The following is a 14,059-nucleotide window of genomic DNA, read 5'->3' on the forward strand; positions in this document are numbered from 1 at the left end:
GACATGACGGTGACCCCGACGAGGACCGGCCGGCCCGCTCCTTCGCGCTGCCCCACCGTTGGTTCACTTGGCTCGCTCGCCACCCGTCGCACGCACCGCCGCCTCCGTCAGGGTCCTCGCGGTATGTACGGCACTGGCGACCGCCTCGTCGGGAGTGAGGCCGCACAGATCGGTGAGGGAGAAGAGTGCCTCCGCGCTGACGACCACCGCGAGGTCCCGCTCCAGCTGGGTGAGCGCGTCCGGGTTCGTTGCCCCCAGCGTGTCCCTCAGCGGTTCCAGCGCGTGGTCGATGAGGCCGAAGCGGATACCCGGGCGTGTCTTCGCCGTCTCGGGGCGGGTGACGGTGGCCGCGATCATCGCGCGCACCGCGCCCTGCCGCGCGAGTATCCCCCGCAGCAGGAACTCACAGGCGTAGGAGACGCGTACGACGGGGTCGGGCGAGTCCGCGACCGGCCGCAGGGCCTCGGCCGGAGGCGGCCAGCTGCCTGCCAGGGCCTCGCTGATCAGGGACGGCAGATCCGGGAAATACCGGTAGGCGGTCGCCTCGGAGACCAGGGCCGTGCGGGCGATCGCAGGCATGGTCACCTCGGCTCCCGTGGCGATGAGTTCGCGGGCGGCCTCGACGATCGCCGTCCGCGTGCGCTTCTTCTGGTTGCTGCGGCCTGCGTCGAGCTGCGCCGTCATCGCTGAGCCCTCCTCCGTCGGATCCCGGATCCATGATACCGGTCAGCTCTCTTCATGAGAGCCCACTTGCATAAGGAGTGGAGCCGCCCTACATTCGTGAGAGCCAGCTCTCACAAAGGAGACTGAAGATGGCCGGACTCTCCCTGGTCGGTCCGCACGGCGGCGAGACGATCTGTCTGGGCCCCACACAGATGCGCATCCTCGAAGACGGCAGCACCACCCAACACCGCCTCGGTATCGGCGAGATCACCCTCGCCCCGCACACCCAGGGGCCCCCGCAGCACCGTCACGCCCAGCACGACGAGGGCTTCTACGTCGTCTCCGGCACAGTGCACTTCACCGTCGGGCACACCACCCATGCCGCCCCGGCCGGCACACTCGCCATGATTCCGCCCGGCGTCCCGCACACCTTCGCCAACCTGGGCGACGAGCCGGCGGTGATGATCAACACCTTCACGCCCGACCTGTATGTGCAGTACTTCCGCGACCTGCGGGACATGATCGCCGGCGGTCAGGAGCTCACTCCCGAGTCGACCATCACCGTGATGAGCCGCTACGCCACGGTCCCCGCCACCGACTTCGCCGAGCGGCCCTAGGCCCTGCCCCTGCAGCGGGCACCCATTCCCTACGACGGCACATACGGAGTCCCCGATGACCAGCACCGTCCACACCCTGGCCCTCAGCTCCGGCCACCTCGACGTCACCGTCGAAGACCAGGGACACGGCCGTCCCTTTCTCCTGTTGCACGGGGGTGGGGGTCCGCAGACCCTCGGCTCGTTCGCCGGCCTGCTCGCCGACGAACGACCGGCCAGAGTCGTCACCCCCGTCCACCCCGGATTCAACGGGACCGCCAGGCCCGACTGGCTGACCGACGCCCCCGCCCTCGCCCGCGCCTACGGGCACCTGCTCGACGCACTCGGACTCACGGACGTCACCGTCGTCGGCAACTCCATCGGCGGCTGGATCGCCGCCGAACTGGCTCTGCTCGGCAGCGTCCGGGTCAGCGGCGTCGTCCTCGTCAACGCCGTCGGCATCCAGGTCCCCGGCCACCCGTTGGCGGATGTCTCTTCCCTCACCCCTGCCGAGCTGTCCGCTCTCGCCTACCACGACCCCGCCAAGTTCACGGTCGACCCCAGCACCCTCCCGGAGACCACCCGGGCGGCGATGGCCGCCAACAGCGCCACCCTGCAGGTCTACTCCGGCCCTCACGCCATGCAAGACCCCACCCTCCGCGAGCGCCTGGCCAAGGTCACGCATCCGGCTCTCGTGGTATGGGGCGAGAGCGACCAGGTCGTCGACACGGACTACGGACGCGCCTACGCGGCCGCCATACCCGGCTCCCGCTTCGAACTCCTCCACCAGAGCGGCCACCTGCCCCAGCTCGAGACCCCGGCCGAACTTCTGGAGCTGGTATGGGAGTTCACAGAAACACAGATGACGCGCTGACCGACCCGTTGAGCCTTTCGCAGGTTGTGCCGGAGCACCCTCGCCCGGATGACGAGTCTGGAGACATCGGTGTCGGAGACCTCGTAGGTCATGCCGAGGTTGTAGCTGAAGGACAGGAAGTCCCGGTACGTGAGTGGCTGGTCGGAGTTGAAGTCGATACCGCCGGCGGAGTCGTAGTAGTACAGGCGGGCGAAACGGGCCGCCGTGGTGGCCGACGCGCAGCGGCGCGGCGACGTGGCCCAGCACCGCGCGGCGGTCGTCGAGGCCGCCCGCCGGCCGACCGAGCCGAAGAGCACCGGGGAGTAGCGACGTCACGCGGTGACGCCCCTGGGAACTGCGGCTCCGTTCACATCCGTTCCGGTGCCGAGACTCCGAGCAGCCGCAGGCCGTTGCCCAGGACCAGTCTGCTGGCCTCGGTCAGCCACAGCCGGGCGCGGGTGCGGTCGTCCGGGGCCTCGTCGGCCAGTGGCAGGACCCGGCAGGCGTCGTAGAAGCGGTGGTACGTACCGGCCAGCGCCTCCAGGTAGTACGCCACCCGGTGCGGCTCCCGCAGTGCGGCCGCAGCGGCTACGACCTGCGGGAACTCGGCCAGCATGCCCAGCAGGTCCACTTCCCGCCCGTGGGTGAGCAGGGCGGGGTCGAAGTCCTCCGGGGCGCCCTTCCCGATCCCTGCTTCCTCCGCCTTGCGCAGCACGGAGCAGGGCCGGGTGTGGGCGTACTGGACGTAATAGACGGGGTTGTCGTTCGACTGCCGGGCCAGCAGGTCGATGTCGAGGTCGATCACCGCGTCCACGCTGGCCCGGGCCAGCGCGTACCGCGCGGCGTCGACGCCGACCGCCTCGGTGAGGTCGTCGAGGGTGAGGACCGTACCCGCACGCTTGCTCATCCGGACCGGTGTGCCGTCCTTGACCAGGTTGACCAGCTGGCCGATCAGGATCTCCAGGTGCCGGTCCGGATCATCGCCGAAACAGGCCGCCATGGCCCGCATCCGGCCCACATAGCCGGCGTGGTCGGCGCCCAGCATGATGACGACCCGTTCGAAGCCCCGGGACCGCTTGTTCAGGTAATACGCGCAGTCCGCGGTGAAGTACGTCCAGGAGCCGTCGCTCTTCACCAGGACCCGGTCCTTGTCGTCGCCGAAGTCCGTGGTGCGCAGCCAGATCGCGCCCTGGTCCTCGAAGACGTGGCCGCCGCTTTGCAGACGGGCGAGGGCGGCGTCCAGGTCGCCCCGGTCGTGCAGGTCCTTCTCGTTGAAGTAGGTGTCGAAGTGTGTTCCGAACGCGGCCAGTGACGTCTTGATCTCGGCGAACATCAGCTCCGTACCCACCGCCCGGAACACGGCATGGCACTCGGTCTCCGGCAGGTCCAGGACGGCGGGCCGCCGGCGCAGCACGGCTGCCGCGATCTCCCCGATGTACGCGCCGCTGTAGCCGTCTTCGGGCACCGGCGAGCCCTGCGCCGCGGCGAGCAGTGAGCGGACGAAGCGGTCGATCTGTACACCCGCGTCGTTGAAGTAGTACTCCCTCGACACATCCGCGCCCGCGGCCTCGAGCAGCCGGGCCAGCACATCGCCCACGACCGCCCAGCGGGCTCCGCCGATGTGCACCGGGCCGGTGGGGTTGGCGGAGACGAACTCCAGGTTGAGCCGCAGGCCGCCGAGCCGGTCGGTGCGGCCGTAGGCGTCGCCGGCCAGGACGATGTCCCGTGCCAGGACGCCGATCGCCCCGCTCTCCAGCGTGATGTTCAGAAATCCGGGGCCTGCGGCCTCGGCCTTCGCGACTCCGGCGGCCGCGCTCACCAGAGGCGCCAGCACCTCGGCGACGGCCCGGGCGGGCAGACCCGCCGACTTGGCGAGTTGCAGGGCGACGTTGGTCGAGTAGTCGCCGTGGCCGCGGTGCCGGGGGCGCTCCACGCGGATCTGCTCGGGCACCTCCGCAGAGAGGTGTCCGGACCGCATGGCCGTGTGGATGCCGTCGGAGATGACGGCCGCGAGATCTTCTGGAGTCACGAGGCCGACGCTAGCGGAGCCGACGACGTCCTTGACATCGGATTTCCCGGGGTGGGAGTGGGGGTGGCGCGCACGGCTCGCCGGGCGGGAGTTGAGAGGCCGGGCTCACCGGCCGGTGACGCGTTCCCAGTACGTCGCGATCGCCGGTGCCGGTTCCGAGGGCCGGGTGTCGTCGATGACGTGATACCCGCGGTGCTGGGTGGCGGTGGCACAGTCGTGGCCGGGCAGGATGCGCAGGCGGGTGCCCGCCGGCAGATCGGGCAGGGCGGCGCCGCCGCGGGCCGTGCTCCTGGCTCGCGGCCGTCATGACCAGGCCCGGGACGAGGTTGCCGGCGAGGTCGGTGACCAAGCCGTAGCCCTGGTCCTGGGCCTGTGCGGCGGCCCCGCGGTCGCGCGACATGGCCATCCAGCCGCCGTCGGTCGAGATCCATCCGTACTCGGGGCGACGTCCTCGACCCGGCAGACGCCCAGACCGGCCATGACCAGGCCGAAGAAGACGTAGTTCCCCGCGCGTAGTTCGGTGACACCGGTGAGGTCCTCGGCGGCGCGGGCGGTGGGGGTGGAGCCCACACTGACGACGCGCACCGGCAGGCCGGCCGTGCGCGGCCGCTCGCCTGCGGCGACAGCGGTGTCGCGTTCGTTCTTTGCCGCCCTGCGCTGTTCGTCGGCGGAACAGGCGAAGTACGACTCCCCCGCGTGGGTCAGGACACCGTCCAGACAGCCCGCGTCGTGCAGGACGTGGCCGATCTCAAGGAGCGCGGGGCCGTCGGGCTTGAGGCCGCCGTGGGAGCCGTCGCAGTCGATCTCGGTCCGGGCGGGCAGGGGGATACCCGCCCGGCGGGAGGCAGGTGGTGTCGGTGTAGCCGCCGTCGGCGAACGCCTCGGCCTCCGTGAGCGTGGAGACGGTGACCGGGCCGCGCGTGCCGGAGTGCGGGAGGGCAGAGGCGTCGAGGCTCTTGGCGGTCGTCACGTGCGGGCGGTGACCGCGAGCCGGTCGGTCCGGTTCTGGAGACGGCCGATGTTGCGCCGCATGGTGCCGGCGTCGACGACGGCGAACAGGGTGTCCAAGCCAGCCAGGATGTTCACAGCCGCATTCACAGAGGGCTGTCCGATTCCATCGGAAGGACAAGGTCCCGGCGGCTACTTCGCGTAGTTGTAGACGGTCGCCCGGGACACACCGAGCAGGTCCGCGATGGTCTGTGCGGCATCGCGGGACGCGAAGTAGCCGTCACGCTGCAACTGTCGTACGAGTGCCCTCTTGTCCTCCCGGCTCAGCGACCGGGGCGTCGCGGCGCGCTCTGCGGCATGCACCTCCACCGCCTGACGCAGTTCACGCGCGTTACGGTCCTGGAGCGTCTCCAGGGGCTGCTCGCGGTGTTCGGTGTCCGTGGCCACCAGGTTGGACAACACGAGCGTCACCGGTGACAGGACGGACACGTCCAGGTTCAGGCAGAGGGCGGCGATGTACTCCCCCGCGGCGTTCTTGATGCCGATGGACGTGCTCTTCGCCGGGCGGCCGTCGGGGAACTGATTGGGGTAGTTCTGGATGACGCTGGGGTAGTGGGGATCCTGGATGCGGGCCAGGCCCAGCTCTGTGGCGGAGTCCCCGACCTGGCGGCCGGAGAGGTTGTTCTCGATCGCCCGGATCGCATGCCGCGGATCGCGCAGATCGTGCAGCACCACCTCGCACAGGCCCGGGAACATACGGCCCAGCGCTACGGCGATCTTCTCGGCCTCACGGATGAGGTGGTCGCCGGCCTCGTCGTCCACAGAAACCTCTCCGGCCAAGGTTAGACCAATTATCCATCTATGGATTGACAGTCTAGAGGAGACTCCACAATTGTCCAATGCAGGCCGAGCGCGTGGAAGGTTCGCCGAGCTGCGGGATCCGTTGTCTGTCGTCTGGTCAGCTCGCGAACACGAGCGCCACGTTGTGACCGCCGAACCCGCAGGAGCTGGCCGGTGCCGCCGACCACCGCCCCGTACGCCCCGACGGCTCCGGGCGCGCCGAACATGTGGCCGGTCATGGACTTCGTCGCCGTCCCCACGGCGTGTGCGGACGACGGCTCGGCGGTCGGCCCCGCCTCCGACTCCGCCAGGTCAAGCTGCCGTACGCCCCGGACTCGGTGGAGGTGGCGTGGGCACGGACCAGTCCGATGCACTCCTGACTCAACTCGGCTTCTCACAGATCCTGTTGCATCGCGAAGACCTGGCTGTCCGCGTCGGAGACGGTGATGTGGCGGGCGCTGGAGGTCACGGCGCCGCCCACGAGGGTCCGTGCACCCGTGCGCCACGGGCGCGGGCGAACCCGGGTCGTTCGAGGACCAGCATCCCGGCGCCCTCGCCCATGACGAACCCGGGACGTTCGGAGCCGAGGGCGAGGGCCTCCGCACCGGAGGCGCACGCGCTGACCGCTGTCCGGGCCCCGCCCGCAGCGGGCTCCAGCGTGAGTTTGGCCGCGACGTGCACCGGCAGCCCGGCGGCCCACTCCTCGTCGAGGAGCGACACTCTGGATACCCCGGACAGCAGTCCCGCCCAGGTCGAGGGCGCGTCGGCCCCAGCGGCGTCCTCGCGCCGACGCCTGTGACCATGCGCGGATCGACGTACACGCACATCGGCGGCCTGTCCCGAGGGCCGGAGCAGGCCGTCGATGTCTGGCGGAGCCGGGTTACAGCGCGCGTTCCAGGCGGTCCGCCATCAGCTTGACGAAGCGGGAGGGGTCCTTCGGCTGGCCGCCCTCGGCGAGCACCGCCAGGCCGTGCAGGAGTTCGGCGGTCTCGGTCAGCTCCGTACGGTCCTCGCGCTCCTTGTACGCCTGGTTGAGGCCCTTCACCAGCTGGTGGCCGGGGTTGAGCTCCAGGATCCGCTTGGCCCGGGGCACCTCCTGGCCCATCGCCCGATACATGTTCTCCAGCGCCGGGGTCAGGTCGCCCGCGTCGGAGACGACGCAGGCCGGGGAGACGGTGAGGCGGGAGGACAGGCGTACCTCCTTGATGTCCTCGTCCAGTTGCTCCGTCATCCAGCCGAGAAGGCCGGCGTACTCCTCGGTCTGCTTCTCCCGCTCACCGTCGGCGGTGTCGTCGTCCTCGGTGTCGAGGCGGATCTGTCCCTTGGCGACGGACCGCAGTTTCTTGCCCTCGTACTCGCCGACGGTGTCGGCCCACACCTCGTCGACGGCGTCGGTGAGCAGCAGCACCTCGATGCCCCGGTCCCGGAAGGCCTCCATGTGCGGGGAGTTCTCGATGCTCTGCCGGGACTCGCCGGTCAGGTAGTAGATGTCGTCCTGGCCGTCCTTCATCCGCTCCACGTACTGCTGGAGCGTGGTCGGCACGCTGTCGTGGTGCGTGCTCGCGAAAGAGGCGAGGGCGAGGACGGCGTCGCGGTTCTCCGCGTCGGTGACCAGTCCCTCCTTCAGGACGGGGCCGAACTCCCGCCAGAACGTGGCGTAGCGGTCCTGGTCCTTGGTCATCATGTCCTTGACCGTGGACAGGACCTTCTTCGTCAGCCGTCGCCGCATCATCTCGATGTGGCGGTCCTGCTGGAGGATCTCGCGGGACACGTTGAGCGAGAGGTCGGCCGCGTCGACGACACCCTTGACGAAGCGGAGGTACGGCGGCAGCAGCGCCTCGCAGTCGTCCATGATGAACACGCGCCTGACGTACAGCTGCACGCCGCGCTTGAAGTCCCGCGTGAACAGGTCGTGGGGCGCGTGCGCGGGGAGGAACAGCAGGGCCTGGTACTCGAAGGTGCCCTCCGCCTGGAGCCGGATCGTCTCCAACGGGTCACGCCAGTCGTGGCCGATGTGCTTGTACAGCTCGTGGTACTCGTCGTCGGACACCTCGTCACGCGACCGCGCCCACAGCGCCTTCATCGAGTTGAGCGTCTCGGGTGCGGGCGCCTCGTCGTTCTCGCCGCTCTCGTCGGCGGCGCCGGAACGCTCGGGCACCATCCGGATGGGCCAGGTGATGAAGTCCGAGTACCGCTTGATGATCTCCCTGATCTTCCACGGGGAGGTGTAGTCGTGGAGCTGGTTCTCCGGGTCGGCGGGCTTGAGATGGAGAGTGACCGACGTGCCCTGCGGCGCGTCGGGGACCGGCTCCAGCGTGTAGGTGTCCTCACCGCGCGATGTCCAGCGGGTGCCCAGGGCCTCGCCTGCGCGCCGGGTCACCAGCGTGACCTCGTCCGCGACCATGAACCCGGAGTAGAACCCGACGCCGAACTGGCCGATGAGCCCTTCTGCCCTGGCCGCGTCCTTGGCCTCCCGCAGCTCCTGGAGGAACTTGGCGGTGCCGGAGTTGGCGATGGTGCCGATGAGCTGCCCGACCTCGTCGTACGACATCCCGATGCCGTTGTCCCGCACGGTGAGGGTACGGGCGTCGTCGTCGATGTCGATCTCGATGTGCAGATCAGCCACGTCGGCGTCCAGCGAGTCGTCCCGCAGCTTCTCCAGGCGCAGCTTGTCCAGCGCGTCGGAGGCGTTGGAGACGAGCTCCCGCAGGAAGACGTCCTTGTTCGAGTAGACCGAGTGGATCATCAGCTGCAGCAGCTGACGGGCCTCCACCTGAAACTCAAGCGTTTCAGTCGGCATGTTCGCGCATACCTCACAGGTGTTATTGCCGGAACTGACGCCAGCCACTGTAAAACACCATGTCAGGAGGGTGGCTGGATACTACAGCGGTGTCTGGATCCGGATCCCGCGCCGCAGGGGCCGTGAACCGCCCGTCCCGCATACGCTGGGACGCACAGCCCGCGTGCGCGGAGGCGGAGGTGGCGAGCACGGCTCCGGCGGACAGGGCGGTGGCGGCGAGCAGGGCGGCCAGGCGCTTGGGTGTGCGGTGCGCCGAGGTCAGCTGTGACGGGTCAGCAGGAGGGTGGCTTCACCGACGGCGTGTGTCCTCAGCCGCTGCCACTCGCTGATCCCGGTGTGGTGGCGGGCGCGGACTTCGGCCAGGGACCGGTGTGTCGTGACGGCTTCCGGCCCGAGGTTGTTCACGACCACCGAGGTACGGAACCAGCGGACCTGATCGCCGTACAGCCGCCGTTGAACCACCGCGAGACAGCCGCCGGTGTGGGCGCGGACAACATAGCCCAGAGGAAGGGCGGGGTGATGTGTCCGCCCTCGTCGTGCAGGCGGTCAGGGAGAGGCCGACAACCAGGAGCGCGGCACCGGCCGTCGTGAGCGGTCGCATCTGCGGTTCAGCCCGGCTGACACCCCAGCGTGGTGTCACTGACCCCGTCGAACTTCCCCGCCCACTCCCCTGTATCCCGGCGGTGTGTAGTCCCAGGCGCCGCCCGCTCCCATCTGGTTCCGTTCGGGCCAGAAGTACACGTGGCCCGGGGGCACAGCGGCTGCGGTATGCGCGGTAGGTGAGGACGGGGTGGCGGCCGGGGCGAGGGCAGCGGCCAGCGGGGACATGATCAGCAGGGAACGCATGGGCAGGGCATGCCCGAGCGGTTGTGGCCCCATGCGGGTCCGGGATCCGGTTCACCTCTTCCGGCAATCACGGAGTGAGACCGACCGGGGAACGCGCCTGCGCACGCTGCCGTAGAGCCTGGCTGATTCAGCTCAACCCGCCCAGCTACACGAGGAGTTCGGCGTACGAGCGTGACTCGGGCCCGGCGTCGAATGGATCGCCTGAACGGTCCGGGAGCGCCTGACTGCGCGTGGCCCTTCGGCGGTGCAGCCGCTCCGCCCGGCGTCCGGGGGCCGAGCCCCCGCTGCGAGCACGGCACCGACATCGGCATCGGGTGCCGACACCGACACGTGAACGGGTGCGCGGAGCCCACGGAGACTCCCTGACATCATCTCCTGGTCGATGAGCCCGCCACGGCTCGACGCGCGAGCCACCCCGCCTTCTTCCGCACTGCGGGGCTCGGGTCGTTGACGTGGGATTTCTGCAAGGCGGCGGCCGCACTCGCATCGGACCGGGCGAACTTGCCGACGAGTTCGGCGGCCATGGCCCGGACGTGCGGGTCGGGATCAGCGGCCAAGTGGTGCAGAGCCGGTTCGAGGACCTGGTCCGGGCCCGGTGCGCAAGTGTCACCCTTGCATCGGTCACAGGCCAGGGCGTGGAACGCGGCGATCCTGACGCGGGCGTCGGAATCGTCGGCCATGGTGACGAGTTCGCCCATCGATTCGGTGTCGACCAGGTGATCGAGAAGGCGGCAACAGCCCTCACGGACGGCCGGGTTCCGGTCGCGCAAGCCGGCGCGGATGGCGTGTACCGCGTTCTCCCCGCGCCTCAGCAACTCGCGGTATGCCGTAGTGGTGCGTCGGGGATCGCCCAAGCAGGAGACGAGAGCTTCGTTGTCGGTCCTGACAAATCCGAGCATGGTCGTAGTGTCGGGCCACAGAGTCGATCCGGGCAAAGCGATTTCCAGGTCCGTGAGACGACCGGACGGGCTTGGACGCCTGTACCAGGAGTGCAACAACGGCTGGTGTGCCGTCATGTACGCCGGCTACTTCGAGAAGGACCAGGCGACGCTGGGGCGGCGACTTCCAGTACGCGCTGGCGCACTCCATGCCCTCGGGAATCCCCTTCGACCCGAACCCACGTGAGTGCCGATCTGGCCGAAGCCCGCAGCGGGCGCGGAGCGACCGTCTTCGACTGGCTGACCGAGATCTTCGAGGATCGCGCGCCGGGTGTCCTGCGCCTGCGGTGATATCCCGTTGAGGGTCCTGGGGCAGACACGTAGGGTCAGCGACATGTCCCTGCGCCCTCAGATGCGTCAAGCCCTTCGGGAAGCCATGCGTGCCCGCGACAAGGTCGCGGTGAGCGCCTTGCGTTCCACGCTCGCCGTGCTGGACAACGCCGAGGCGGTGCCGGTGGGGGCGGCGGAGCTGCACGGTGTGGCCATCGAGGCGGCGCCGGTCGGTGTCGGCACCACCGAGGCCGCCCGGCGTGAACTGAGCGAGCAGCACATCACCGACCTCGTACGAGCCGAAGCCGAGGAACGCCTCACGGTCGCCGCACAGTTCTCGGCACACGCACAGGCCGACCGCGCGAAGTTGCTCCGCGAGGAAGCCGCCGTACTGCTCCGTCTCCTCGACCACGCCTAGCGTCCGCCGAACGGCTCGGCACGCACCGACGCCGTGTCCCCACGGATGCCGAAGCCGTTCAGGGCGGCCTCGTCACGGCGGCACCCCATGGCGTACGTGCCGAGTCGCATCGCGGCCTCCCCGTCAGCGGTACGCTCCCACGTCGGATGCCGACGCATGTCGCCCTCGAATGCCACGAGTTGCGTGGGAAAACCCGTGGACGTGACGGGAATCAGGGCACACAGCTCCTGATGCTGCTCGCCCAGTGCCCTGAGCGTGAAGTCGAGCCGGTCGCCGCCCCTTCGGTGGGCGGGCTTCTGCGAGTCGCGTACAGCAGCCCGTGGTTGGCCACGCGGTGGACACGACCCACGCCCCGAACCGCACCCGCGCACATCCCTTACCCGCAGGGCCGGCCCTGTCACTTGAGGATGTTGACCGCCCGTGCGACGACGAGGACCACGGTCACCAGGGACACCGAGGACTGCAGCATCATCAGCATCTTCGACCAGCGGGACAGAGGCATGACGTCGGTCGGGCTGAAAGCGGTGGCGTTGGTGAAGGAGAGGTAGAGGTAGTCCGGGAAGGCCGGTTCCCAGTCCGGTGGGGCGACCTCCGGGCTCTGCATCTGTACGAAGAGGAAGTCGGCGTACTCGTGTTGTCCGCGGACCCGGGCCATGGGGCCGCCGCGGTCCCACTCCCAGTACCACAGGGCGAACACGATGACGTTCGTCAGCCAGATGACCCCGCCGGTCAGCAGCAGCGGCACCGCGTTGTCTCCGCCCCTGCCGCTCACCAGATCACCGACCAGCCGGACCGCCGCCCAGCCGTTGGCCACGCTGATGACTCCGGCCAGGGCCAGGCCCAGGTACCGCAGCAGTCGGGTACGGGGCTCCACCCGCCGGGGACTGCTCGCGACCAGTGCGGCCAGCAGCGCCAGCTCCAGTGCGGGCAGGGCCCAGGAAGGGTGGAGGAGGATGAGCCGGTGCGGCAAGGTCAGTTGCAGGGCCACGGCCGCCAGGATCACCGCCGTCACAGTCCAGCGCGGCTCACCCCGGGTCGCCTGACGCCAGGCCGGAACCAGCTCGCGCTCACCGCTCTCCAACAACCGCTCGATCCTGGCCAGCCGGCTCCGCGCGTCATCCATGTCGTCGTTCATGACGAGGATTGTCCCGCTCGGACGTCTGCCGCCGAGCACCCGGACCGGCGGAGGCACCCGGACCGGCGGAGGCATGAGCGCATCGGCTTCGTCGGCGAAGGCCCGGGCCCGCCCAGGAGCCCATGGTCACCCGGCCGGATACGCGAGGGCGGGCACGTGATCTGGGCCGAAGGAGCGGTCGACGGCCGGGCTGGGCGGGTCCACGTCGGCCTGAGCGGGGGTCTGCCGACGTGGACCCGCTGGCCCGCCGGGCCCTGCCTCAGGCGGGTCGCTCGTCGCGTGCCTGTGGGGCCGTGCCGGGGTGGCGTGGGCCCACGGGGAGCACGGTGCGGGCATGTGTTTCGTTGATGACGGTCGCCGCCGATGCGTACCAGGCGGCGAGTCCTGTCGCGATGCCGAACCATCCGCCCACCTGGGTCATGGCGTGCGGCTGCGCCCCCGTCTGGAAGGCGCCGATCGCCAGGAAGAGGAAGGTGAGCGTGAGCAGCGCCAGCACCACCAGCACGGCGAGGGTGACGCGGAGCGCCGCGATGGTCATATAAGCCGTGAAGATCGCCCAGCCGAGCAGGAACAGACCCAGCGCGTTGTGCGCGTCACCGGCGAGCGCCAGACGCGGCACGATCCACCAGTAAGCCAGCCAGAAGGCGGCGAACGACACGAACGCCGTCGCGCCGAAGGTGTTGCCGCGGCGGAATTCGAACAGACCCGCGGCGAACTGGGCGATGCCCCCGTAGAACGCGGCCAGGCCCAGCACCGGAATGACGGCGGCGCCCTCCTTCAACAGGTTGGTGTTGATGATCGAGAGCAGCAGCGTGGTCAGGGCGAAGCCGGCCAGGCCCAGCGGAGCGGGGTCGCCCGGTACCGCCGGGCGCGGGTTTCCCGCTGGTGGCTGCTCCGGGTGGAGGCTCCTCGTGTCCTCGTTCATGACCGGCATCCCTTCGACGAGAGCCTGCGCCTACCTTTACGGAAAGTACCCGTTTGTCGTATTTATTAGGCCTTTCCCTGCTTGTTCGTTGCCTCGACGGATCAGCCGGCCGTGGTCACCATGACGAGGCCGAAGCCGATCAGCACGACACCCGTCGTACGGCCCGTCCGCCAGGGGCTTCCGGCCCTGGCGGACGGGCCGGCCTCAGGCACGGCGGGTGCGGCGGCGCGGTGCTGGCGCAGGGTCTGTACGCCGAGAAACACCAGGTAGCCGGCACCGAGGAGCTTGACGACCAGGTAGGCCGCCGGTGCCGCGGCGAGCGCGGCCGCGAGCCCGGCCACGGCCAGCACACCCCAGAGCAGCAGCCCGGTCGCGATCCCGGCGACGGTCCGGAAGGCGTCCGCGGGGCCCGCCACCAGGGCCCTGCGGGTCACGACCGCCATGTCCGGTCCGGGCACGATGGTCAGCAGTCCGAGGACGCCGATCGCCGCCGCGAGGTGGGTCAGCATGCCGCCGGCCTCCCCTCAAGGCCGGCGACAAGGCCAGTGACAAGGCCGGTGACATGCGGGGACATGGGGTCGGCGACATGCGGGGACGGAATACAGGTGCGGTGGTTCAACTCAGAGATCTCTCAGGTGTCGACTGTTCACTGACCAGAGGTGTGGTGGGGATTGGCGGACGGGCCTTCGGTGCTCAGCAGCACGACCACCGAGGTCGCGTCGAGCCCCAGTGCCGTACGCCGCTCATCGGCACCCGTGCCGCCGAGTACCGTGCGGAGGCCGGCGAGTGCGGCCGCCCCGC

The 14,059-nt window shown here is 69.7% G+C and carries 13 protein-coding genes and 3 pseudogenes; 4 read left to right on the forward strand and 12 right to left on the reverse strand.

Going from position 1 to position 14,059, the window contains the following annotated elements; all coding sequences use genetic code 11:
• Positions 1-63: 63 nt before the first annotated feature.
• Positions 64-684: a TetR/AcrR family transcriptional regulator gene (locus tag M878_RS52780; RefSeq protein WP_023544543.1), complete on the reverse strand. Its 621-nt coding sequence runs from the start codon at positions 682-684 to the stop codon at positions 64-66.
• Between the two features lie 128 nt (positions 685-812).
• On the opposite strand from M878_RS52780, the gene M878_RS52785 reads away from it, so the two are divergent.
• Both M878_RS52785 and M878_RS52790 read left to right on the forward strand, forming a co-directional pair.
• The gene (locus M878_RS52785) at positions 813-1,280 is read left to right on the forward strand and encodes a cupin domain-containing protein (RefSeq protein ID WP_023544544.1); all 468 of its coding nucleotides are present in this window, start codon (positions 813-815) and stop codon (positions 1,278-1,280) included.
• A 55-nt stretch (positions 1,281-1,335) separates the two neighbouring features.
• Positions 1,336-2,130: an alpha/beta fold hydrolase gene (locus tag M878_RS52790; RefSeq protein WP_023544545.1), complete on the forward strand. Its 795-nt coding sequence runs from the start codon at positions 1,336-1,338 to the stop codon at positions 2,128-2,130.
• Between the two features lie 80 nt (positions 2,131-2,210).
• Here the strand turns inward: M878_RS52790 and M878_RS000000101700 are convergent.
• From M878_RS000000101700 to M878_RS52820, 8 genes and pseudogenes are all read right to left on the reverse strand, one after another.
• Positions 2,211-2,315: pseudogene (locus tag M878_RS000000101700) on the reverse strand (DUF1345 domain-containing protein); the annotation flags it as partial.
• A gap of 161 nt (positions 2,316-2,476) precedes the next feature.
• Positions 2,477-4,138 carry an arginine--tRNA ligase gene (gene argS / locus M878_RS52795; RefSeq protein WP_023544547.1) on the reverse strand — a complete coding sequence of 554 codons (1,662 nt, stop codon included), beginning with the start codon at positions 4,136-4,138 and terminating at the stop codon, positions 2,477-2,479.
• A 105-nt stretch (positions 4,139-4,243) separates the two neighbouring features.
• Positions 4,244-5,170, reverse strand: a pseudogene (locus tag M878_RS93495) (type III PLP-dependent enzyme domain-containing protein).
• Between the two features lie 108 nt (positions 5,171-5,278).
• On the reverse strand, positions 5,279-5,908 hold the full coding sequence (locus M878_RS52800; protein ID WP_023544549.1) for a helix-turn-helix transcriptional regulator: 630 nt from the start codon (positions 5,906-5,908) through the stop codon (positions 5,279-5,281).
• A 483-nt stretch (positions 5,909-6,391) separates the two neighbouring features.
• On the reverse strand, positions 6,392-6,646 hold the full coding sequence (locus M878_RS99365; RefSeq protein WP_023544550.1) for a hypothetical protein: 255 nt from the start codon (positions 6,644-6,646) through the stop codon (positions 6,392-6,394).
• A gap of 160 nt (positions 6,647-6,806) precedes the next feature.
• The gene (gene htpG / locus M878_RS52810; RefSeq protein WP_031223796.1) at positions 6,807-8,726 is read right to left on the reverse strand and encodes a molecular chaperone HtpG; all 1,920 of its coding nucleotides are present in this window, start codon (positions 8,724-8,726) and stop codon (positions 6,807-6,809) included.
• A gap of 258 nt (positions 8,727-8,984) precedes the next feature.
• Complete coding sequence (locus M878_RS52815; protein WP_023544552.1) at positions 8,985-9,188, reverse strand: hypothetical protein; 204 nt, start codon at positions 9,186-9,188, stop codon at positions 8,985-8,987.
• 752 nt (positions 9,189-9,940) lie between these two features.
• Positions 9,941-10,471, reverse strand: coding sequence for a HEAT repeat domain-containing protein (locus tag M878_RS52820; protein WP_023544553.1), 531 nt, complete (start codon positions 10,469-10,471; stop codon positions 9,941-9,943).
• 85 nt (positions 10,472-10,556) lie between these two features.
• Between M878_RS52820 and M878_RS99370 the strand changes: the two are divergent.
• Positions 10,557-10,661 (forward strand): annotated as a pseudogene (locus M878_RS99370) (NPP1 family protein); the annotation flags it as partial.
• 225 nt (positions 10,662-10,886) lie between these two features.
• Complete coding sequence (locus M878_RS52825; RefSeq protein ID WP_023544555.1) at positions 10,887-11,198, forward strand: GatB/YqeY domain-containing protein; 312 nt, start codon at positions 10,887-10,889, stop codon at positions 11,196-11,198.
• Positions 11,199-11,595: 397 nt separating this feature from the next.
• Here the strand turns inward: M878_RS52825 and M878_RS52830 are convergent, their stop codons facing one another.
• From M878_RS52830 to M878_RS52840, 3 genes are all read right to left on the reverse strand, one after another.
• Positions 11,596-12,333 carry a DUF1345 domain-containing protein gene (locus tag M878_RS52830; protein ID WP_023544557.1) on the reverse strand — a complete coding sequence of 246 codons (738 nt, stop codon included), beginning with the start codon at positions 12,331-12,333 and terminating at the stop codon, positions 11,596-11,598.
• Positions 12,334-12,592: 259 nt separating this feature from the next.
• Entirely contained in the window at positions 12,593-13,258 is a 666-nt protein-coding gene (locus tag M878_RS52835) for an acetate uptake transporter (RefSeq protein ID WP_051430185.1), read from the reverse strand.
• Between the two features lie 101 nt (positions 13,259-13,359).
• Positions 13,360-13,767, reverse strand: coding sequence for a LysE family translocator (locus M878_RS52840; protein WP_023544559.1), 408 nt, complete (start codon positions 13,765-13,767; stop codon positions 13,360-13,362).
• Between the last annotated feature and the right edge of the window lie 292 nt (positions 13,768-14,059).

It is taken from the genome of Streptomyces roseochromogenus subsp. oscitans DS 12.976, assembly GCF_000497445.1.
GTDB lineage: Bacteria > Actinomycetota > Actinomycetes > Streptomycetales > Streptomycetaceae > Streptomyces > Streptomyces oscitans.